18 protein-coding genes and 1 other annotated feature (1 of these 19 cut by a window edge) are annotated in these 22,180 nt (G+C 42.6%); of the genes, 16 read left to right on the top strand and 2 right to left on the bottom strand.

Features of this window, described 5'->3' with window-relative positions:
* Positions 1–44: 44 nt before the first annotated feature.
* The 8 genes from leuC to yihA all read left to right on the top strand — a co-directional run bounded on the left by leuC (position 45) and on the right by yihA (position 11,678).
* The gene (gene leuC, locus N0M92_RS08585) at positions 45–1,454 is read left to right on the top strand and encodes a 3-isopropylmalate dehydratase large subunit (RefSeq protein WP_260285336.1); all 1,410 of its coding nucleotides are present in this window, start codon (positions 45–47) and stop codon (positions 1,452–1,454) included.
* A gap of 28 nt (positions 1,455–1,482) precedes the next feature.
* Positions 1,483–2,082, top strand: a complete 600-nt coding sequence (gene leuD / locus N0M92_RS08580; RefSeq protein WP_260285335.1) for a 3-isopropylmalate dehydratase small subunit — start codon at positions 1,483–1,485, stop codon at positions 2,080–2,082.
* Between the two features lie 165 nt (positions 2,083–2,247).
* Positions 2,248–3,282, top strand: coding sequence for a tetratricopeptide repeat protein (locus N0M92_RS08575; RefSeq protein WP_260285334.1), 1,035 nt, complete (start codon positions 2,248–2,250; stop codon positions 3,280–3,282).
* A gap of 183 nt (positions 3,283–3,465) precedes the next feature.
* Positions 3,466–4,758, top strand: coding sequence for a trigger factor (gene tig / locus N0M92_RS08570; protein WP_192205974.1), 1,293 nt, complete (start codon positions 3,466–3,468; stop codon positions 4,756–4,758).
* Positions 4,759–5,189: 431 nt separating this feature from the next.
* Positions 5,190–6,458 (top strand): ATP-dependent protease ATP-binding subunit ClpX, encoded by a 1,269-nt coding sequence (clpX, locus tag N0M92_RS08565; protein ID WP_034308926.1) that lies wholly within the window; start codon positions 5,190–5,192, stop codon positions 6,456–6,458.
* Positions 6,459–6,853: 395 nt separating this feature from the next.
* Positions 6,854–8,524 (top strand): ATP-dependent protease LonB, encoded by a 1,671-nt coding sequence (lonB, locus tag N0M92_RS08560; RefSeq protein WP_260285333.1) that lies wholly within the window; start codon positions 6,854–6,856, stop codon positions 8,522–8,524.
* 254 nt (positions 8,525–8,778) lie between these two features.
* The gene (lon, locus tag N0M92_RS08555; RefSeq protein ID WP_260285332.1) at positions 8,779–11,100 is read left to right on the top strand and encodes an endopeptidase La; all 2,322 of its coding nucleotides are present in this window, start codon (positions 8,779–8,781) and stop codon (positions 11,098–11,100) included.
* Positions 11,097–11,678 (top strand): ribosome biogenesis GTP-binding protein YihA/YsxC, encoded by a 582-nt coding sequence (gene yihA, locus N0M92_RS08550; RefSeq protein ID WP_260285331.1) that lies wholly within the window; start codon positions 11,097–11,099, stop codon positions 11,676–11,678. The genes lon and yihA overlap by 4 nt, the downstream gene beginning before the upstream one ends.
* Before the next feature lie 74 nt (positions 11,679–11,752).
* Here yihA and N0M92_RS08545 read toward each other — a convergent pair whose 3' ends face one another.
* Entirely contained in the window at positions 11,753–12,235 is a 483-nt protein-coding gene (locus tag N0M92_RS08545; RefSeq protein WP_260285330.1) for a LiaI-LiaF-like domain-containing protein, read from the bottom strand.
* A gap of 254 nt (positions 12,236–12,489) precedes the next feature.
* Between N0M92_RS08545 and hemA the strand changes: the two genes are divergently transcribed.
* The 8 genes from hemA (at position 12,490) to ysxE (ending at position 21,643) form a co-directional block, all read left to right on the top strand.
* On the top strand, positions 12,490–13,836 hold the full coding sequence (gene hemA, locus N0M92_RS08540; protein WP_260285329.1) for a glutamyl-tRNA reductase: 1,347 nt from the start codon (positions 12,490–12,492) through the stop codon (positions 13,834–13,836).
* A 22-nt stretch (positions 13,837–13,858) separates the two neighbouring features.
* Entirely contained in the window at positions 13,859–14,677 is an 819-nt protein-coding gene (locus N0M92_RS08535; protein ID WP_253513634.1) for a cytochrome C assembly family protein, read from the top strand.
* 9 nt (positions 14,678–14,686) lie between these two features.
* Entirely contained in the window at positions 14,687–15,619 is a 933-nt protein-coding gene (hemC, locus tag N0M92_RS08530) for a hydroxymethylbilane synthase (RefSeq protein WP_260285328.1), read from the top strand.
* Entirely contained in the window at positions 15,619–16,416 is a 798-nt protein-coding gene (locus N0M92_RS08525; RefSeq protein WP_260285327.1) for a uroporphyrinogen-III synthase, read from the top strand. Before hemC ends, N0M92_RS08525 begins: the two co-directional genes overlap by 1 nt.
* On the top strand, positions 16,413–17,405 hold the full coding sequence (gene hemB / locus N0M92_RS08520) for a porphobilinogen synthase (protein ID WP_076364930.1): 993 nt from the start codon (positions 16,413–16,415) through the stop codon (positions 17,403–17,405). Before N0M92_RS08525 ends, hemB begins: the two co-directional genes overlap by 4 nt.
* Before the next feature lie 41 nt (positions 17,406–17,446).
* Positions 17,447–18,736: a glutamate-1-semialdehyde 2,1-aminomutase gene (hemL, locus tag N0M92_RS08515; RefSeq protein ID WP_260285326.1), complete on the top strand. Its 1,290-nt coding sequence runs from the start codon at positions 17,447–17,449 to the stop codon at positions 18,734–18,736.
* Between the two features lie 336 nt (positions 18,737–19,072).
* Positions 19,073–20,476, top strand: coding sequence for a stage VI sporulation protein D (gene spoVID / locus N0M92_RS08510; RefSeq protein WP_260285325.1), 1,404 nt, complete (start codon positions 19,073–19,075; stop codon positions 20,474–20,476).
* 93 nt (positions 20,477–20,569) lie between these two features.
* Positions 20,570–21,643, top strand: coding sequence for a spore coat protein YsxE (gene ysxE / locus N0M92_RS08505; RefSeq protein WP_260285324.1), 1,074 nt, complete (start codon positions 20,570–20,572; stop codon positions 21,641–21,643).
* 56 nt (positions 21,644–21,699) lie between these two features.
* Here the strand turns inward: ysxE and N0M92_RS08500 are convergent, their stop codons facing one another.
* Positions 21,700–21,891: a hypothetical protein gene (locus N0M92_RS08500; RefSeq protein ID WP_192205965.1), complete on the bottom strand. Its 192-nt coding sequence runs from the start codon at positions 21,889–21,891 to the stop codon at positions 21,700–21,702.
* A 227-nt stretch (positions 21,892–22,118) separates the two neighbouring features.
* Positions 22,119–22,180, top strand: a binding site (T-box leader) (it continues 167 nt past the right edge of the window).

Here is a 22,180-nt window from a genome sequence, read left to right as displayed (position 1 = left end):
GTGTTTTTTAAAAAAAATACAAGATTGATCGAGGTGGGATAGTGATGGGAAAGTCGATTATAGAGAAAATATGGAATCGCCATATTGTAAATGAAGAGGAGAATAAACCGGATCTAATTTATATTGACCTTCAATATATTCATGAAGTGACCTCTCCGCAAGCATTTGAAGGTTTGAGATTAAAAGGACGCACAGTCAGGAGACCAGACCGCACTTTCGCGACAATGGATCATAATGTGCCAACCGTTAATCGCTATTTCATCGAGGATGATATTGCAAGGAAACAATTAGAGGCGCTTGAGCAAAACTGTAAGGAGTTCGGAATCCGTCTTGCTGATTTAGACAGCCCGGATCAAGGTATCGTTCACGTTATCGGGCCGGAATTAGGCCTTACACAGCCAGGGATGACGATTGTCTGCGGTGACAGTCATACTTCCACACATGGTGCGTTTGGCTCGATTGCGTTTGGAATCGGTACGAGTGAGGTCGAGCATGTTTTGGCCACACAAACCCTATGGCAAACAAAACCCAAAACATTAAAGCTTGAGGTTAATGGCAAGCTTGGTCATGGCGTGATGGCGAAAGATGTCATTTTATATGTGATTTCTAAATTCGGTGTCGATTTCGGTACGGGACATATCATTGAGTATTGTGGGGAAGTTTTCCGCGATATGTCAATGGAAGAGAGAATGACGGTTTGCAATATGTCGATCGAAGGCGGGGCAAGAGCCGGGCTGGTAGCTCCCGATGAAACAACTTTCTCTTATTTGAAAGGTCGTAAATATTTGCCGAAAGGAGAAGAGTTCGAGCGATGTGTTCAGGACTGGAAGTCACTTTCCAGTGATGAGGATGCTGTATATGACCAAGAAATCATTCTTGATGGCAGTCTGATTTCACCAATGGTCAGCTGGGGGACGAATCCTGGAATGGCTAGTGGAGTGGACGGAAAAGTACCTACCTTCGCAGAAGATATCATGGATCCTAAAGAACTGAAACGGGCCATTGAGTATATGGGTCTTGAGGAAGGTATGCCGATCACGGAAATTCCCGTACAGCATGTATTCATAGGATCGTGCACCAATTCACGCATTGAGGACTTACGGCAAGCCGCAGAAATGATCGAAGGCCAAACTGTTCATAAAGGGGTTCGGGCGATGGTCGTTCCTGGTTCACAAAGCGTCAAAAGGCAAGCGGAAGATGAAGGGTTGGATGAGATTTTCAAATCAGCGGGCTTCGAATGGCGTGAATCGGGCTGCAGCATGTGCCTCAGCATGAATCCTGACGTTGTTCCTGCCGGTGAGCATTGTGCCTCCACAAGTAATCGGAACTTTGAAGGCAGGCAAGGAGCTGGAGCAAGAACGCACCTGGTTAGTCCGGCCATGGCTGCCGCGGCCGCCATTCATGGGAAGTTTGTCGATATCAGGAATTTGAAAAGAACTGAACAAGTCCATTAAGAATACGAATTAACCGGAGGTGCAGAGAATGGAACCCATTACTATATATAAAGGAAGAGCGGCGGCACTTGACCGTAAAAACGTGGATACGGACCAAATCATTCCGAAGCAATTTTTAAAACGGATTGAGCGAAGCGGATTTGGCGAGTTTTTATTCTATAACTGGCGTTTTGATGAAGATGGAAAGGAACGTCCTGATTTTGAATTGAATCAGTCCTATAACCAAAACACGTCCATTTTAATAGCAGGTGAGAATTTTGGCTGCGGTTCTTCGCGTGAGCATGCCCCTTGGTCATTGAAAGACTACGGATTCGATATCATCATCGCTCCTTCTTATGCTGATATCTTTAAAAGTAATTGCATGAAAAATGGCATGGTCCCCATCGCTTTAACCCAGACTGAAGTAAGCTATTTAATGGAGAGGGTGTCGGCACCTGATTATGAGTTGACGATCGACCTTCCCAATCAGACATTGAAAGATGGTCAAGGGTTTGAAACAAGCTTTGAAATTCATCCATATTGGAAGGAAATGCTCATCAAAGGCTGGGATGAAATTTCGATAACGCTACAATATGATAAAGAGATTTCTGCCTATGAATCTCAAAAAAAGACTGTAACTAGTATTTAATCGAAGAAGGTCATATCCCGTTCTCCTTTCATAATTGAAAGGATGCGGGATTTTTTTTATCGTGGAAAGACGAAAAGGCGTTCATCAGGCATATAATTTTTTGTGTTTCCAGCTATTACATGCTAAACTGTTTCTCAAAAAGCGAACGGTGAGGCGGAAAATAGGATGGATAATGAGAACAACGAAAAGAAGGTCGGAGAAACCAAAATTATCGCCTTTCCAAATCTCGGTGAAAGGCTGATTGTAAAAGGGCTGGATGAGCTTGGAAACAGAAACTTTAAAGCGGCTGCACAGCTTTTCAGCCAAGCCAGGGAGTATGAGCCTGAAAATGATGAAGTTTGCATGGGACTAGTGGTCTCATTAGTCGAACTTGAGTATTACCAGGAGTCAAAAGAGTTGTGTATAGAGATGCTGAATAAAGGCATCGGCGACTATTTTCAACTGATCAATATTTATTTGATGGTACTGCTGCAATTAGGCGAACATCAGGAAATGGTCACGACGATCGAACTGCTATTTGAAGAAAGCCAAATTCCTTTTGATAAAGAGGAGCATTTCGAAAAGATGCTTCAGTTCAGTAAAAGGGCCCTTGAGGATAAAAAAGAGGAAAAGGAAAGGCAAAATCAGCAGCTTTCAGAGGAATTGCAGGAGGATGAACTTTTTGAAGGGAAAACGGATAATGACATGCTTATGGTCATTTCAAAACTCACGAATATCAATATTCGACCATTTATCCCTCAAATCGAAGAATTCCTACAAAAAGATGAGGAACACCCTTTCTTTAAAACGATGCTCCTTAACATCCTTATCGACCAGGAATATAACGAGGAAGTGACATTGAAGAAATTCAATCAATCAAAGTCGGTCATACCAAGCGAATTGAAAAGGTTGAAGGAGACGGACTTTTATAAGAAGGTAACCGGGCTGACCGAAGAGGAAATCAGTCAGGATAATCCGAGCTTATTTGAAATGGTCCATAGTTTGATTGAACGTCATTCTTTTTTATTGTTTCCTTTTGAACCCGGACCAGAAAGTTTGCCGGCATGGGCAGCTGCCTATCATGCCTTGGCGGAAGAATACATGACCGGGGAAGTTTTCATGAGGGAATTAGCGGACCTATACCAAGCTGATGAGGAAAGCGTTGCGGATATTCTTTCCAATATAAAAGAAATTGAAGAAATTTCTTATCCCATTATTTAAGCTATTGCTGTTGTAACAGATTAATCCTGTGGTATAATGTAGTGGTTGTAATGTATAATCGTCTAATTTTGACGATTACCCCAATATTTTTGGGGTATATTTGAAGGATGACTTGTTAACACTTGCAAAGCATATTCATCCAATGCTTATTATTGAAGTATATAGATTTTTGGAGGGAAACACATGTCTGTAAAATGGGAAAAACAAGAAGGTAACCAAGGCGTACTAACAATCGAAGTTGACGCTGCAAAAGTAAACGAAGGTTTAGACGCAGCTTTCAAAAAAGTAGTGAAACAAGTAAATGTACCTGGCTTCCGTAAAGGTAAAATGCCACGTCAAATGTTCGAAAAAAAATTCGGCGTAGAATCACTTTACCAAGATGCGCTTGATATCATTCTTCCAGATGCTTATGCAAATGCTGTCGAAGAAGCTGGAATTCAGCCTGTAGATCGTCCAGAAATCGACATCGAGAAAATGGAAAAAGGCGAAAACCTGATCTTCACTGCAACTGTAACAGTTAAGCCTGAAGTTAAATTGGGAGATTACAAAGGTGTTGAAGTTGAAAAATTCAATACTGAAGTAACTGACGAAGATGTTGAAAACGAATTGAAAACTTTGCAAGAGCGTCAAGCTGAGCTTGTCGTTAAAGAAGAAGGACAAGTTGCTGAAGGCGATACAGTTGTTCTTGACTTTGAAGGATTCGTTGATGGTGAAGCATTCGAAGGCGGAGCTTCAGAAAACCATTCATTGGAAATCGGTTCAAACTCTTTCATTCCAGGATTTGAAGAGCAACTTGTAGGTCTTGAAACTGGCGCTGAAAAAGATATCGAAGTTACATTCCCTGAAGAATACCATGCTGCTGAACTTGCAGGTAAACCAGCTGTATTCAAAGTGAAAATTCACGAAATCAAAACAAAACAACTTCCTGAGTTGGATGATGAGTTCGCGAAAGATGTCGACGACGAAGTGGAAACTTTGGCTGAACTTAAAGAAAAAACAAAACATAAATTAGAGCATGACAAAAAACATGAAGAAGAAAACTTCATTCAAAACACTGTAATTGGTAAAGCTGTTGAAGGTGTAGAAATAGACGTTCCTGAAGCAATGATTTCAAACGAAGTTGACCGCATGATGAATGAGTTCTCTCAACGCATTCAATCTCAAGGTCTTAATTTGGAGCTTTACTACCAATTCTCAGGTCAAGATGAAGAAGCTTTAAAAGCGCAAATGAAAGAAGAAGCTGAAGGACAAGTTCGTACGAGCTTAACTCTTGAAGCGATCGCTGAAGTTGAAAAACTTGAAGCTACTGACGAAGATGTAGAAGCTGAACTTGCACAAATGGCTACTATGTACAATATGGAAGTTGACGCGATCAAACAAGCTCTTGGAAACTTAGAAGGAATCAAAGGCGATCTTAAAATTAAGAAAGCCATTGACTTCTTGGTAGAAAACAGCAAAACAGTTGACGCAAAATAATTGTTATTAAATAAGTAGATTAAAATATTTCCTTTAAAAAACAAGGCGCGAGTAATCGTGCCTTGTTTTATACATATTGAGAATCAGTGTAAATTTCAAATATCGGTTATTTCTTGATTGATTTTTTTGGGATTTCGGTGTAGATTAGTTCTAATACCGCATATACATATTTATACAGCAAATCCTGCTTTTAAAAATCTAAAGTTTTGGGCATACTGGTAAAGGGCAAATACATATTGATTGATTATTGTACTTATTTAACAACTCGGACCGTGAGCATTTTTGTTACTAAACTTCCAAGAACATGATAAAATGCAAAACATACTTAGGATTTTGGAATGTTTAAGTAGATGTGTGCCTAGTTTCTTTTCATTACGATTGGGTACCGCTATGTTATAGAGTTGGAAGAGTATTTAAAGGGGTGAACGTACATGTTTAAATTTAATGATGAAAAAGGACAGTTAAAATGTTCTTTTTGCGGTAAAACACAAGAACAAGTCCGTAAACTGGTTGCTGGTCCAGGTGTCTATATTTGTGACGAGTGTATAGAACTTTGTACGGAGATCGTCGAAGAAGAGCTGGGAACTGATGAAGAAGTAGAATTCAGAGATGTTCCTAAGCCTATGGAAATCCGTGAAATTCTTGACGAATATGTGATTGGACAAGAACAGGCGAAGAAATCTTTGGCTGTCGCTGTTTACAACCATTATAAACGTATCAATTCCAATAGCAAAGTCGACGATGTGGAGCTTTCAAAAAGTAACATCGCCCTAATCGGACCGACTGGAAGCGGGAAAACCCTTCTTGCGCAAACATTGGCACGATTACTGAATGTTCCTTTTGCCATTGCTGATGCCACTTCATTGACGGAAGCTGGATATGTTGGGGAAGATGTCGAGAACATCTTGCTAAAATTGATCCAAGCAGCAGATTATGATGTGGAAAAGGCGGAAAAAGGCATCATTTATATTGATGAAATCGATAAAGTTGCCCGTAAATCGGAAAATCCTTCCATTACACGTGACGTGTCTGGTGAAGGTGTGCAACAAGCTTTATTGAAAATACTTGAAGGAACGGTTGCAAGCGTTCCGCCTCAAGGTGGCCGTAAACATCCACATCAGGAATTCATCCAAATCGATACGACTAATATTTTGTTCATTTGCGGCGGTGCCTTTGATGGCATCGAACCGATCATCAAACGCCGTCTTGGTCAAAAAGTCATCGGCTTTGGCTCTGATGTGAAAAAGGATGATATTGCAGAAAAAGAATTGCTTTCCAAAGTTCTTCCTGAAGACTTGCTTCGTTTCGGATTAATTCCGGAATTCATCGGACGTCTTCCGGTAATTGCGACTCTTGAGCAATTGGATGAAGCTGCTTTGATTGAAATCCTTACACAGCCGAAAAATGCCCTTGTTAAACAATATCAAAAATTGCTTGAGCTTGACGATGTTGAATTGGAATTCGAACAGGAAGCGCTAAGTGAAATTGCTAAAAAGGCAATTGAACGTAAAACTGGTGCACGTGGTCTGCGTTCCATCATCGAAGGCATCATTCTTGAAGTGATGTTCGATCTGCCTTCACGTGATGACGTTGCAAAATGTGTAATCACTGGCAGCACGATTTCGAAAAACGAATCTCCAAAGCTCGTCCTAAAAGACGGTACAACCATCAAAGGCCAAGAAAAGAAAACATCTGCTTGATCATATGGAAAAGCAAGGCTGCCAGTTCAACCTGGCAGTCTTTTTGTTTGTTGGAACGGAAGGTGCGAGACTCCTGAGGGAATACGCGTCCCAGGGAGACCCCGCAGGCGCAGGGCGCCGAGGAGGCTCCCGGACCGCCCGCGGAAAGCGATGCCTGTAGTGGAAAATCAATTCGAACTTCAAAAAAACAGTAGGGTAAAACCAATTAATTTTGAGTTATTTACAGTCTAGACTGCCAGTTCATCCTTGCAGTCTTTTTCTTTGTCTTTTTATAAATTGTTGTTATTTAGGATAAAAACGCCAAAATTTTCAACACGAATTTCTTGGATAATTTCGCCCTTCCAAAGGAGATACTAACAGAAATGACAAACTAGGAGAGTGCAGGAGGGAATACGATGAATTGGACAGGATTGGCGTTGTTTATCCAGCTTTTTTTTGGGATCATTATTGGATTGTATTTTTTGAACTTATTGAAAGGCCAGCGGACACAAAAAGTTTCCATTGACCGTGATTCACGTAAAGAGATGGACCAATTACGGAAGATGAGATCGATTTCGTTAACAGAGCCATTGGCAGAAAAGGTTAGACCAAGCACATTTAATGAAATCGTCGGTCAAGAAGATGGGATTAAATCTTTAAAAGCTGCTTTATGTGGGCCGAATCCCCAGCATGTGATAATTTACGGTCCCCCAGGGGTAGGGAAAACGGCAGCTGCCAGACTTGTTTTGGAAGAGGCGAAGAAAAATGGCAAATCCCCTTTTAAGAATTCGGCCGTTTTCGTTGAAATGGACGCCACTACAGCCAGGTTCGATGAACGAGGGATTGCCGATCCGCTCATTGGTTCTGTGCACGATCCGATCTACCAAGGAGCTGGGGCTATGGGACAGGCTGGCATTCCGCAGCCTAAGCAGGGGGCAGTCAGCAATGCTCATGGCGGCGTACTGTTCATAGATGAAATAGGGGAGCTTCATCCAATACAGATGAATAAACTGTTAAAGGTATTGGAGGATCGCAAGGTCTTTCTGGAAAGTGCTTATTATCAAGAGGAAAATCAAAATATTCCCACTCACATCCATGATATTTTTAAAAATGGGCTGCCGGCTGACTTTCGGCTGATTGGAGCCACAACAAGAACGCCAAATGAAATCGCGCCTGCGATACGTTCAAGATGCATAGAAGTGTTTTTCCGAGAACTTGACCGGGAAGAAATAATCACCGTGGCTAAGAATGCCTCTGATAAAGTGGGGATCACCATCAGTGAAAAAGGCTTGCAGTCGATTTCGGATTATGCCCGAAATGGCAGGGAAGCTGTCAACATGATTCAGACTCTTGCAGGAATATCAATTAATGAAAACAGGACGTTTATCAGGGAAGAAGATATAGATTGGATGGCCCATAGCAGCCAGCTGACACAAAGAATGGACAGGAAAATAGAATCGAATTCTAAAATAGGCCTTGTCAACGGTCTTGCAGTCTATGGTCCCAACAGCGGGGCGTTGCTGGAAATCGAGGTTACGGTCATGGCTGCTTCTGATGAAAAGGGTTCGATAAACATTACCGGCATCGTTGAAGAAGAGAGTATCGGCGGCGGGAGTGGCAAATCGATTCGTCGCAAGAGCATGGCAAAAGGTTCGATAGAAAATGTCATTACGGTTTTACGGTCGATGGGAGTGCCTGCCGATCAATTCGATATCCATGTGAACTTTCCTGGCGGAAGTCCAGTAGATGGCCCTTCTGCAGGAATTGCCATGGCTACAGGCATATACTCGGCCATATATAAAATCCCTGTTGATCACACCGTGGCGATGACTGGGGAAATAAGCATTCATGGCGGCGTTAAACCGATCGGGGGTGTCATTCCGAAAATCAAGGCGGCTAAACTAGCTGGGGCTAAGAAAGTAATCATCCCAGCCGAAAACATGCAGCCGCTTCTATCTGAAATCAAGGATATAGAAATCATTCCCGTTACGAATGTAAAGGAAGTGCTGGATCAGGCACTGAAAAAAGAATTGATGTCGGAACAAATCCTTACAACCTTGGACCTATCGAAAAAAGAAAGTGTATAAAGGAAATGCCCCGGCTAAAAAATGGAACCGGGGCATTTTAAGGACCATATTGGCGTTCCCGACAAACCTGACGTAAAATAAACACGCATTTAAACGTGCTTTTTTATCCAATATTGGAGATAATAAAAGCAGTCGAAACGTGTTAAGGTAAACGAATAGACACTTCTATATAAATAGGATAGAATTGTTAAAAGGTTGAGAACATGGGTAAATAGTTTACAACGACGATACTAATTAGATGGAGGTGTCAGGAAATGACTGATAAAGAAATCATCGTCCCCCTCCTGCCGCTAAGAGGATTGCTTGTATATCCAACGATGGTACTTCATTTAGATGTAGGCCGAGATAGATCAGTGCAAGCCCTTGAGAAAGCAATGGTGGAAGACCATCTTATATTTTTGACGACACAACAAGATGTTTCGTTGGACGAACCAGGTGAAGAAGATTTATTTACAATGGGAACTTTAACAAAGGTAAAACAGATGTTGAAGCTTCCGAATGGTACAATCCGGGTGTTGGTGGAAGGGTTGAACCGCGCAGAAGTCATTGAATTTTACGATTATGAGACACATTATGGTGCCAAGATTAAAATATATGAAGACAGTGATGAAAAGGATGCTGAACATCAAGCATTAATGCGCACACTACTGGATTATTTTGAACAATACATAAAAATGTCCAAAAAAATAACCGGTGAAACGTTTTCGTCCACTTCGGATATTGAAGAGCCTGGGCGATTAGCGGATATAATCGCTTCACATTTGCCTTTGAAATTGAAGGAGAAGCAAGAAGTGCTTGAGACCATTGATATGAAAGAGCGTTTAAGCCGTGTCATCGAGATCATCAATAACGAGAAGGAAGTTCTTTTTCTCGAGAAAAAGATCGGCCAGCGTGTTAAGCGTTCGATGGAACGGACTCAAAAGGAATATTATTTACGAGAACAAATGAAAGCGATCCAAAAGGAATTGGGCGATAAAGAAGGAAAAACAGGGGAGATTGAGGTCCTCAACGAAAAGATTGAAGAAGCAAATATGCCTGAGCACATCAAAGAAACGGCATTAAAGGAATTGGACCGTTATGAAAAGGTTCCTTCGAGCTCAGCGGAGAGTTCTGTCATCCGCAATTATATCGAATGGCTGATATCGCTTCCGTGGACCAAAGCGACCAAAGATGACTTGAATATTCATAAAGCCGAAAAAATCCTGAACCGGGACCACCATGGTTTGGAAAAGGTGAAGGAGCGGGTGCTTGAGTATTTGGCCGTCCAGCAATTGACCAATTCATTGAAGGGACCGATCCTCTGTTTGGTGGGACCGCCAGGGGTCGGGAAAACGAGCCTGGCTAAATCGATCGCTTCATCCCTGAATAGGAATTTCGTCCGTATATCTTTAGGTGGAGTGCGCGATGAATCAGAAATCCGCGGACATCGCCGCACATATGTAGGGGCGATGCCGGGACGGATCATTCAAGGCATGAAAAAAGCCGGAACGATCAATCCTGTCTTTTTATTGGACGAAGTCGATAAGATGTCCAATGACTTTAGGGGAGATCCATCTGCAGCGATGCTGGAAGTGCTTGATCCGGAGCAAAATCATAATTTCAGTGATCATTATATTGAAGAAACCTACGATCTTTCCAAAGTCATGTTCGTCGCGACGGCGAATAATTTGGGATCGATTCCCGGTCCGCTTCGTGATCGTATGGAAATCATTTCGATTGCAGGTTATACTGAGATAGAGAAACTTCATATAGCCAAGGATCACTTGCTGCCTAGACAGCTGGAAAACCATGGTTTATTGAAGACACAACTGCAAATCCGTGAGGAAGCTCTAACAAAAATCATCCGTTACTATACTCGGGAAGCCGGTGTTCGGAGTCTGGAGCGACAGCTTGCAAGCATCTGTCGGAAGACTGCAAAAATCATCGTCTCCGGAGATAAAAAGCGGGTCGTCATTTCTGAAAAGAATGTCGAGGAGTTTTTAGGGAAAACGATGTTCCATTATGGACAGGCGGAAGTCGAGAACCAAGTAGGTGTAGCCAATGGGTTAGCTTACACGTCGGTAGGTGGCGATACGCTGCAAATCGAGGTTTCCTTATCACCAGGTAAAGGCAAGCTGATTCTGACAGGAAAGCTTGGCGATGTAATGAAAGAGTCAGCACAGGCTGCTTTCAGTTATGTCCGTTCAAAAACCGAGAAACTTCAGATTGATGCGAACTTCCATGAAAAGTATGATATTCATATTCATGTCCCCGAAGGTGCGGTCCCAAAAGATGGCCCTTCTGCAGGCATCACGATTGCAACAGCGTTAATATCGGCCCTTACAAATAGGCCGATCAGAAAAGAGGTAGGCATGACAGGCGAAATTACATTACGCGGACGGGTTCTTCCGATCGGCGGGCTTAAAGAAAAATCTTTAGCGGCCCATCGCGCAGGACTTACGAAAATCATCATCCCGCAAAATAACGAAAAGGATATTGATGATATCCCGGAAAGTGTCCGTAAAGCATTAACTTTTGTTCCAGTTTCACACGTCGATGAAGTCCTTGAGCATGCATTGGTAGGTGTGAACGAATGAAAGTGACGAGTTCAGATATTGTCATCAGTGCTGTGAAGCCTGAACAATATCCCAATACCCCAATACCGGAATTTGCCTTGGCAGGCCGTTCCAACGTTGGGAAATCCAGTTTCATCAACAAAATGATCAATCGAAAAAACTTGGCGCGCACATCCTCTAAACCGGGTAAGACGCAAACCTTGAATTTTTATATCATAAATGAAGCACTCCATTTTGTGGATGTACCTGGTTATGGTTATGCAAAAGTATCTAAGACCGAGCGTGATGCTTGGGGAAAGATGATTGAAACGTACTTCACTTCCCGTGACCAGCTCCGCGCTGCGCTTCTGATCGTCGATTTGCGTCATCCGCCGACAAAGGATGATATCGCAATGTATGAATTCCTGAAGCATTATGATCTGCCCCGGATCGTTATTGCCACTAAAGCGGATAAAATTCCAAAAGGCAAATGGCAGAAGCACTTGAAAGTCACGCGCCAAACATTAAATATGGAAAAAGAAGATGAATTGCTTCTATTCTCCGGTGAAACAGGCGAAGGTAAGGAACAAGCATGGGGCGTCCTTAAGAAATATATGTAAAAGAAAAGGGTATTCCGCATTTGGAATACCCTTTTTCATTATGGAATTCATAAAAATTGGCCAAACAAAAATTTTCACTTTTTTCGAACCAAAAAATAAATGCCGATTGCCATCAAGGCAAATGGCCAAAACCTTTCGATGTTCGCAGTAGTTGTATCAACAAACCCGAAAGACGTTTTGATTTTATCATAGAATAAAAAGGTGATCGAGATGATGAATATTACCATACCATGAAACATTCCAGAATTTGTTTTACGTGCCCGGAGAATAAATCCCAGAGAGATGATTAAAATAAAGATACCTATATTATCCGGCCAAATATCCAGGTTCTCGACGATGTGGAAGTGAGCCCCGAACCCGAGTAAGATGACGCCTGGCAGGATGGACTCATATTCATTACCGCTATATGCCTGAATGAGGAAGGCTGCACCAACTATACATAATAAAGTGGGCCAGCTGAAAAAGCCTGGAAAGATTTCGATTTGGGAATGTTCAAGAAAAAAATAGAGCCCGAAACCGATTAAAACGATTCCTGGGAAAATACGCTGCGTTTTCATTTTATCCTCCTATGCAATTCGATTACTTGAAGTTTTTTGCCATTTTTGATATGGTACTTTTGTACACAATGTCGAAATATGTATGTAACATACAAAACCCGCTTAGACACCTTTTGTAACAATTCAGGCGTTTTGGCTGTCTTTTCCATGGTAGCATACGTTTTCATAAACTGTTCATATTATTTGCGTGAAACCATTTTAGTACATGGTATAATAAATTTACATGAAAAATTTTGGGGGTGCAAAACAAAAGGATGCATATTCTAGCGGTTGGTATAAATTACAAAACTGCCCCTGTAGAAATTCGGGAAAAACTATCGTTTAACGAAGCCGAACTTGCCGAGGCAATGAAAGCTCTTAAAAATAAAAAAAGCATCTTGGAAAACATTATCATTTCAACATGTAACAGGACGGAAATATATGCGATCGGTGACCAGCTTCATACAAGCAGGTATTATATAAAGGAATTTCTTTCGGAATGGTTTAATATCGATAAAGAAGAATTTTCTAAATATCTGTTCATTTATGAAGGCGATGGGGCTGTCGAGCATTTATTTTCAGTTACCTGCGGCTTGAATTCCATGATACTGGGAGAAACTCAGATTTTGGGACAAGTACGCTCAAGCTATCTGTTAGGGCAGAAGGAGGATACGATCGGTACCGTTTTTAACCATCTCTTCAAGCAAGCCCTTACATTAGCTAAGAAAGCTCATTCGGAAACCGAAATCAATACCAATGCCGTTTCCGTCAGCTATGCGGCAGTCGAGCTTGCAAAAAAAATCTTTGGAGGCCTGAACGGCAAGAATGTCTTGATTCTTGGGGCCGGTAAGATGGGTGAGCTGGCCATTCAAAACCTTCATAGCAATGGCGCAGACAGCATTACGGTCATTAACCGTACCTTCCAGAAAGCGGTCGACCTGGCCGAGAGATTCAATGGTACGCCGAAACAGCTTCAAGAGCTGCAATGCGCTTTAGTGGATGCCGATATCCTGATTACTTCCACTGGATCAAAAGATCTTCTTGTAACAAAAGAAATGATGTCATTCGTCAATAAGCTTCGTAAAGGCCGTCCTATTTTCATGGTCGATATCGCAGTGCCGCGTGACCTCGATCCAACATTGGGTGAGCTGGAAAATGTCTTCTTGTATGACATTGACGATCTTGAAGGGATCGTGCAAGCCAATATCGAAGAACGTAAGAAAGCTGCCGAGAAAATAGAATTGATGATCGAATCGGAAATCGTGGACTTCAACCAATGGATTAATTTGCTTGGTGTGGTTCCCGTCATTTCTTCATTACGGGAAAAATCCCTAACGATCCAGAAGGAAACGATGGAAAGCATCGAAAGAAAGCTTCCGCATTTGAGCGAACGTGACAAAAAAGTTCTGAACAAGCATACGAAAAGCATCATCAACCAAATGCTGAAAGATCCGATCCTTTATGCAAAAGAGCTGGCAGATGAGCCGAATGCAAAAGAGCAATTGAATAATTTCGTGAAAATCTTCCATTTAGAGGAATTGATTGAAGACCAGCTGGTTGCGGATGAAAAAGAACGGAACAGCTCCAAGTCATCCCTATTGAATCCAGTTCCTGTCCAGTAATGAGGTAGAGATGGAATTACTAATGACAAGATTGCATGAAGCCACTGTTTTGTTGTATGCCGTCAGTATGCTTTTATATTTTATCGATTTCCTTAATAATAACCAGAAGGCGAATAGGGTCGCCTTCTGGTTGCTTTCTATTGTTTGGGTGCTGCAAACAATTTTTTTGTTTCTGTATGTGTTGAAAACGGGAAGGTTCCCGGTATTGACGATTTTTGAAGGACTATATTTTTATGCATGGGTCCTCATATCGTTATCTTTAATCATTAATCGATTGTTAAGAGTCGATTTTACGGTCTTTTTTACGAATGTATTAGGTTTCATGGTCATGGCCATCCATACCTTCGCACCTGTTCAGATAGAATCTCAAGTGCTTGCACAGCGCCTGGTTTCGGAGCTATTGCTCATACATATCACTTTTGCCATCCTATCATATGGGGCATTCACGCTTTCTTTCGTTTTTTCACTTTTATACTTAATTCAATATGATTTACTGAAAAGGAAGAAATGGGGAAAACGCCTGCTTCGACTCGGCGATTTAACAAAGCTCGAGCATATGTCTTATGTCCTGGCGGTAATAGGTGTTCCATTATTGGTGGTCTCCCTTATCCTGGGGATTCAATGGGCTTATATAAAAGTGCCTGGGGTATCCTGGCTGGACATGAAGATCATCGGCTCATTCATTTTGCTTATCGCTTACAGTGTGTTTTTATACTTGAAAATTCGGAAACAAATGTATGGAAGGACGCTAGCCTTTCTGAATATTGGATCTTTCATGATTGTGTTGATTAACTTTTTCCTTTTCGGAAGCCTTTCAACATTCCACTTTTGGAATACTTAGGAGGAAACTATGAGAAAAATAATTGTCGGTTCTAGACGTAGTAAATTAGCGATCACCCAAACGAACTGGGTTATCGATCAACTTAAAGAGCTTGGGGTCCCATACGAGTTCGAAGTGAAGGAAATTGTCACAAAGGGTGACCAAATCCTTGATGTAACACTTTCCAAGGTAGGCGGAAAGGGCTTATTCGTTAAAGAAATCGAACAAGCGATGCTTGATAAAGAAATTGATATGGCCGTACATAGTATGAAAGATATGCCTGCTGTGCTGCCTCCAGGCTTGACGATTGGCTGCATACCTCCTAGGGAGGACCATCGGGATGCCTTGATTTCAAAGAACCATGAAACTCTTTCCGAACTGAAGCCCGGTTCCATCATAGGTACAAGCAGCTTGCGCCGCGGCGCGCAAATTTTGGCTAGAAGGCCGGACCTTGAAATTAAATGGATTCGCGGTAATATCGATACCCGTCTGAATAAGCTGAAAACGGAAGATTATGATGCCATCATTTTAGCAGCGGCCGGACTATCAAGAATGGGATGGGAACAGGACATCGTAACGGAATTTTTAGATGAGGATATTTGCATTCCGGCGGTTGGACAAGGAGCACTTTCCATTGAATGCCGCGAAGACGACAAGGATCTGCTAGCGGAACTTGCGAAATTGACCTGTGAGAAAACGAAAAGAACAGTTGAAGCGGAACGTGCCTTTTTGGATAAAATGGAAGGCGGATGCCAGGTGCCGATTGCCGGATTTGCGGTGGCAAAAGAAAATGGATCCGTTTCGTTGACGGCTTTGGTCGCTGCCCCGGATGGAAAGGTGATTTATAAAGAAATGGTCGAGGGCGCCGATCCCGAGGCTGTTGGGCATGCTGCTGCCAAACAGATTAGTGAAATGGGCGGTAAAGAATTGATCGATCGCGTAAAAGAAGAGCTTGATCAGTAATGAATCCCGTTCAACCTCTTAAGGATTATCAGGTGTTGATCACCAGAGGGAAAGGACAGGCAGATGGTTTAAAAGAGTCGATCGAAAAAAATGGCGGAACGCCGCTTCTTGTGCCATTGCTTGAGTTCACTCTTCCTGATCATTTGGAAGATGTACAACAGCGGTTAGAAGAGTTGCTTACATATGACTGGATCATTCTGACCAGTCAAAATGGGGTGGATTTCTTCTTTAAGCTACTTGGAGACCAGCCTTTAAAGCTTCCGAAAATAGCCGTAATCGGCTCCAAAACAGAAGCGGCCCTGAAACGGCATGGATATAAGGCGGATTTCGTTCCAGCCCAGTTTGTTGCCGAAGGGTTCGTGGCGGAGTTCAATACCCGGCTTGATCCGGGGGCACGCGTGCTTCTGGCAAAAGGAAATCTCGCAAGGGCAGTCATTGCGGAGGCAATCAATGAAGCTGGTGCATCTTGTGATGAAGTGATTATTTATCATACAGTGCTTCCCCGAAGCAGTGAAAAAAAACTGGTGCGTCTTATAAAGAACCATGAAATCGACATCATAACCTTTACGAGTTCATCGACGGTCAATCATTTTTTGCAGATCATGAAACGCCATGAATTGGATACATACATAGACCGGATCATCATCGCCTGCATCGGGCCGATTGCCGCTAAAACAGCTGAAAAACATGGGCTATCCGTCGATGTATGTCCAGATGTATATACGACGGATTCCATGGTTGCGGAGTTAATACGCTTCATCTTGAAAAGAAGTGAAAAGGGAGGAACTTTAAAATGAAAAACATTCCATTCAATCGCCACCGCCGCTTGCGTGCAAGTGCTGGCATGAGGGCATTAGTCCGTGAAACACAATTGCATAAAGAGGATTTGATCTATCCGATCTTCGTCATCGACGGGGAAAATGTGAAAAATGAAATCAACTCCATGCCAGGCATCTATCAGCTATCGATGGATAATCTGGGGGCCGAAATGGATGAGGTCGTGAGTCTGGGAATCAAATCAGTCATTTTATTCGGTGTCCCTTTTGATCATGATAAAGACGAACAAGGCACAGGGGCATTTCATCACAACGGACTTGTGCAAGAGGCAACCCGCTTTATTAAAAAACAATATCCAGAAGTTATTGTCATTGCGGATACCTGCCTTTGTGAGTATACAAGCCATGGCCATTGCGGGGTCGTTGAAGGGGAAAAAATCCTCAATGACGCTTCTCTTGACCTTCTTGCCAAAACGGCAATCAGCCAGGCAGAGGCTGGCGCCGATATCATTGCTCCTTCCAATATGATGGACGGTTTCGTTGCGGCCATCCGTACAGGTCTGGATGAAGCGGGTTATGAAGATATTCCGATCATGTCCTATGCGGTGAAATACGCTTCGGCTTTTTACGGCCCATTCCGAGATGCTGCGAATGGTGCGCCACAATTTGGCGACAGGAAAACTTACCAAATGGATCCCGCCAATCGCCTTGAAGCGTTCCGTGAGGCTGAATCCGATGTTGCTGAAGGTGCGGATTTCCTAATCGTGAAACCAGCCCTTTCCTACATGGACATCATCAGGGACGTTAAGAATAACTTTAATCTTCCGGTTGTTTCCTATAATGTCAGCGGTGAATATTCAATGGTCAAGGCTGCTGCCCAAAATGGCTGGATTGATGAAAAAGCGATAGTGATGGAAATGCTGACAGGTTTGAAACGCGCAGGTTCCGACTTGATCATTACGTATTTTTCAAAAGAGGTAGCACGCTGGATAAACGAAGATAATCAATGATATAAAAAATATAACCTGTAATGGAAAAAGGGGATGGAATCATGCGGTCATATGAAAAATCGAAAAAAGCGTTTGCCGAAGCAAAAAATTTGATGCCAGGCGGCGTGAACAGCCCGGTACGTGCCTTTAAATCTGTGGACATGGATCCCATTTTCATGGAGCGTGGAAAAGGCTCAAAAATGTATGATATCGATGGAAATGAATATATCGACTATGTTCTATCATGGGGACCGCTTATCCTTGGACACACGAATGACCATGTCGTGGAATCATTGAAAAAGGTAGCGGAATCAGGTACAAGCTTTGGAACTTCTACGCTGATCGAGAATGAACTGGCCAAGTTGGTCATTGAACGGGTGCCATCGATTGAAATGATCCGGATGGTATCTTCAGGAACCGAAGCGACGATGAGTGCACTAAGGCTGGCACGAGGCATTACAGGCCGTGATAAAATCCTGAAATTCGAGGGTTCCTATCATGGCCATGGCGATTCATTGCTAATCAAAGCGGGTTCCGGCGTTGCAACGTTAGGTTTACCGGATAGCCCTGGAGTACCGGAAGGCATTGCTAAAAATACGATTACCGTAGCATATAATGATCTTGCTGCAACCAAATATGCGTTTGAACAATTTGGCGAAGACATCGCTTGCATCATCGTGGAACCTGTTGCAGGGAACATGGGCGTGGTTCCGCCACAACCTGGTTTCCTCGAAGGTTTACGTGAAGTGACGACCCAATACGGGGCTTTATTGATCTTTGACGAAGTTATGACAGGGTTCCGTGTCGGCTATAATTGTGCACAAGGCTATTTTGGCATCATACCTGACCTGACTTGCCTTGGGAAAGTAATTGGCGGCGGCTTGCCTGTCGGAGCATTCGGAGGCAAGCGCGAATTCATGGAACAGATTGCCCCGAGTGGGACAATCTATCAAGCAGGGACATTATCTGGTAACCCTCTTGCGATGACGGCTGGCCTTGAAACGCTGAGCCAATTGACTCCAGAATCCTATGATGAGTTCACCCGAAAAGGGGATATGCTCGAAAAAGGAATTGGAGAAGCAGCGGAAAAGTACGGAGTTCCCCATACATTCAACCGTGCCGGTTCCATGATTGGACTTTTCTTTACTAATGAAGAAGTCATAAACTATGATACAGCTAAAACATCCGACTTAGAGTTCTTTGCTTCTTACTATAGGGAAATGGCGAATCAAGGCATCTACTTGCCGCCGTCACAGTTTGAAGGTTTATTCCTTTCCACTGCGCATAGTGATGAAGATATTGAAAAGACCATTGCAGCGGCAGAACAGGCTTTTGCAAAATTAAAAAAATGATGCAAGGCATCATGAACTACCGCTATATTTAGATACTAATTTGAACTGGCTACCCTTTCTCCAAAGGCTTTTGGAGAAAGGCAGCCAGTTTTTTTTGCATACAATCAGTTAATGGAAGAAACGAGTCAAAAGTAGGAGGCCGAATTAATAAGAAAGTAGCCCGGATCATGCCGGATTTTTCAGCCCGGTTGATACATAATTGGATCTCCTTCTTTTTAATAGGCTTAGGAAAGATAAGGAGTATTGCAAATGAAATGAAGGAATAATCAGCTTCCTTCTTTCATAGATTGATATTGGTATAGGTACCGTTTCCTGAAGCTGAAAGGAGGAGTTGTCTTGTCGCAAGAAAATGAATCGTATTTACGATTTTCTTTAGAGGAATCCGTTTGGTTCCAGAAGGGACAGGAAGTGGCTGAGCTATATTCCATTTCCCTTGATCCGAATGTGGCGATTCAAGAAAGTGATCAATATGTTTATATACGAGGCTCGTTAGATTTAAGCGGTGAATACAAAGGCTCGCAAAATGGTGAAGAAGAGGAGTTTTCGCAGACCTTTTTGCCAAAAGCGGTTCAAAAGGTCGAGAGGCATCTTGATGGACTTAATGAGTTCACACACCGTTTTCCGGTTGATATAACGATTCCGAATAATCGGATTGCCTCATTGGATGAGGTCGATGTCTCGATTCAAAGCTTTGATTATGCGATGCCAGAGCATAATTGTTTGAAATTGCAGGCGGACCTTTTGATAACCGGAATCTATAATGATTCATATGTGGAAGAACGTTTCGATACTGAGCAGGAAGTTGGGGAAACAGAGGAACAGGAAGAAACGGATGGGGAAAATGAGTCATATATTCCTTATGCAGCTGCAGTGCCGCCAATCCCGGATTTTCAGCCTGTTTTCCGTGATGAGGAGGAAGAAGAGTTATACGCACCTTTTTCTGCAGAATCAAAACGAGTTTCCGAAGCAAACGAAGAAGAAGAAGAGGAACCGATTTTTTTAAGCGATCAGCATAATGCCCCAGTTTTTGAAATGCCCGTTTCACCATATCCGGAAGAGGATGAATGGGAAGCGGAAGTGCATAGAGAGGAAGAAGCTGTAGAAGAAGCAGTAATTGGCGATCCGCCTGACTCCGATGAAAAGGTACCTTCAATGGGAGAGGCGAAACTGGAGGAAGTACCAAGCAGTCAGGATTCCATGGAGAAGATGGAGATTCCTGTGGTGACATTGAGAGAAGATGTAGTGGAAGAGCCAAGTCGTGCAACCAAGCATCAAAATAGCTCTGTTTCAAATTTAGAATCCGAGGATGTTATCTGGCAGGGAGAAGATGACGTTGCAGCGGGCCCTATCCTTAATGAGAATGTGAAGGCGGAACAGGAAGAGGAATCCAATTCGTCCATAAGCGATCTATTCAAAAAGAGGGAAAGACCAGCGCCTCCGGCTAAGGAGGGTAAGAATTTCAAAGGCAGGAAACAAGCCGCGGAACGTGATGATAAAGAAACGGCCAATCATGATGAAAAGCAGCTATCCATCATGGATTTATTCGGACGGAAACAAGAAGAAGAACTAGTAAGGATGAAGGTTTGCATTGTTCAGCAAGGGGAAACGCTTGAAGACTTGGCTCAACGATATGATGTTACGGTTCAATCGATACTTTTCAGCAATGAATTGGAGTCGAATCAGAACGTCCATGAAGGGCAAGTCATCTATATACCGAAGGCGGTTGTATATAAGAATTGACCAGGACAGAGAGCAGAGCATATGGTCTGCTCCTGTTTTTTAGGTGCTAGAGGAATCGGATCATTAGTTTTTTAGAGAAAGTGAGTGAGTCTCGTGAGGGAAAACGAGAATCAGCAGCCTGCCAATCGGGATTGGGACGCGGAGACCGTATTGAAGGAATATGCCATGTATGTACAATATATTGAGGACTTCGGACGTGTAAAAAAAGTATACAGTGATCGCGGTACATTTGCCTTGAAATCCATGGTACCGCAGAACGGCATTGATTTTATGAAAAATGTTCAAAAATTGTACCATCGCGGCTATAACCGGATCGTTCCCATTTATCAAACGATGGATCAGCGTTACGCCGTTCTTCATAATGGACGTTTGTATTACCTGATGCCCTGGCTCAATAATGAAAGGGACGGGGAGCGCGATGAAAATCATAAGCAAATGTTCAGGGAGCTCGCTCGGATGCATACACTTTCCGTTAAGGAAATACAAGTGGATATCGAGGAACGGGAAGCCCATTTTGAGCGGACGATTGATGCCTGGAATAACGAGAAGGAATTCATCGATGAGTATATTGTCAGCTGTGAAAAGAAGTGGTATATGTCTCCATTCGAACTGACGGTTTGTTCTTTCTACACTGATATTTCACAGGCGCTGAAGTACTCGATCAAGAAATTTGAAACCTGGTATGAAAAAACGAAGGATAGTGAAAAGGTTCGAACCGTGGTCACGCACGGAAAGGTTTCCATGAAGCATTTCGTTTATGATGAGCGGGGTTATGGCTACTTCATCAATTTTGAGAATTCGAATACAGCTCCGCCGCATTTCGATTTACTGCCATTTCTCGTTAAATCGGCCAGGACCTATCCTGTCCAATGCGATGACTGCGTTGACTGGCTATATAACTATTTTCGTTATTTTCCGTTGAAAGAAGAAGAATTGCTGCTCATGCAAAGCTATCTGGCATTCCCTGGGTCAGCTTTGGAATTAGTGAAGGGTTATTCCGATGGCACGGGCCATCGTTCAGAGCTTGATAATGTTACACAACTGCAGCGGCAATTTTGGCTTTTGAAAAATATTGAATATATGGTGATGAAAATTGAAGAAATCGAACAGCAGAAAAAGGCTGCCGCCGAGGCTACCAAAGAAGAAGAACAATCACCCCCAAGCTAAATATACATGATTGGATCATCTCCAGTCATGTATATTTTTTTGCTGTAAGGGAATACTTAAATCCATTCGAAATACAAAGACATGGCCAGGAAAATAAAGGCGATTAGCAGGAGCATATCGAAGAAAGTCGGGAAAATCAGCGTACGTAATCCTTGGAACACAATAAAGGGGAAGATGAACTGCTGGCAGACACCGCGGAATTTCTTCACCCAAGGCGGTAAAGTATAGGGAGTATATCTTCGCTTCATAATATTACCTTCCTTTTTAGGACTTCTTATATTCTATGGGTGGGCAGTGGAAAAGGTGAAACAGCCGTCACATTCACTGTTTCTGGCGGATAAAATAAAGAAAATGAACTTGAATTGTATCAAAAGGGATGATTCCTGAGAAAGTAAGCGAAAAGATGATTGACTCGAGCCCCATGTTTTTTGTACTATATACTATATGCATTCAATGATTTTACTTATGAATATAAATCAATGCAAAGACCGGAAATAGTAAGATGAAATGCACTTTTCAGAGAGGAAACCAAATTGG

This window comes from Peribacillus aracenensis, from assembly GCF_025175645.1.
GTDB classification, from domain to species: domain Bacteria; phylum Bacillota; class Bacilli; order Bacillales; family DSM-1321; genus Peribacillus; species Peribacillus aracenensis.
This window is presented reverse-complemented; position numbering and strand designations above follow the sequence as displayed.

Coding starts and splice junctions, on each gene's coding strand:
- N0M92_RS08575 (WP_260285334.1), top strand. CDS start 2,248: ATGGATAATGAGAACAACGAAAAGAAGGTCGGAGAAACCAAAATTATC.
- hemA (WP_260285329.1), top strand. CDS start 12,490: ATGCATATTCTAGCGGTTGGTATAAATTACAAAACTGCCCCTGTAGAA.
- lon (WP_260285332.1), top strand. CDS start 8,779: ATGACTGATAAAGAAATCATCGTCCCCCTCCTGCCGCTAAGAGGATTG.
- N0M92_RS08535 (WP_253513634.1), top strand. CDS start 13,859: ATGACAAGATTGCATGAAGCCACTGTTTTGTTGTATGCCGTCAGTATG.
- leuC (WP_260285336.1), top strand. CDS start 45: ATGGGAAAGTCGATTATAGAGAAAATATGGAATCGCCATATTGTAAAT.
- N0M92_RS08500 (WP_192205965.1), bottom strand. CDS start 21,891: ATGAAGCGAAGATATACTCCCTATACTTTACCGCCTTGGGTGAAGAAA.
- yihA (WP_260285331.1), top strand. CDS start 11,097: ATGAAAGTGACGAGTTCAGATATTGTCATCAGTGCTGTGAAGCCTGAA.
- clpX (WP_034308926.1), top strand. CDS start 5,190: ATGTTTAAATTTAATGATGAAAAAGGACAGTTAAAATGTTCTTTTTGC.
- lonB (WP_260285333.1), top strand. CDS start 6,854: ATGAATTGGACAGGATTGGCGTTGTTTATCCAGCTTTTTTTTGGGATC.
- tig (WP_192205974.1), top strand. CDS start 3,466: ATGTCTGTAAAATGGGAAAAACAAGAAGGTAACCAAGGCGTACTAACA.
- hemC (WP_260285328.1), top strand. CDS start 14,687: ATGAGAAAAATAATTGTCGGTTCTAGACGTAGTAAATTAGCGATCACC.
- hemL (WP_260285326.1), top strand. CDS start 17,447: ATGCGGTCATATGAAAAATCGAAAAAAGCGTTTGCCGAAGCAAAAAAT.
- N0M92_RS08545 (WP_260285330.1), bottom strand. CDS start 12,235: ATGAAAACGCAGCGTATTTTCCCAGGAATCGTTTTAATCGGTTTCGGG.
- leuD (WP_260285335.1), top strand. CDS start 1,483: ATGGAACCCATTACTATATATAAAGGAAGAGCGGCGGCACTTGACCGT.
- hemB (WP_076364930.1), top strand. CDS start 16,413: ATGAAAAACATTCCATTCAATCGCCACCGCCGCTTGCGTGCAAGTGCT.
- N0M92_RS08525 (WP_260285327.1), top strand. CDS start 15,619: ATGAATCCCGTTCAACCTCTTAAGGATTATCAGGTGTTGATCACCAGA.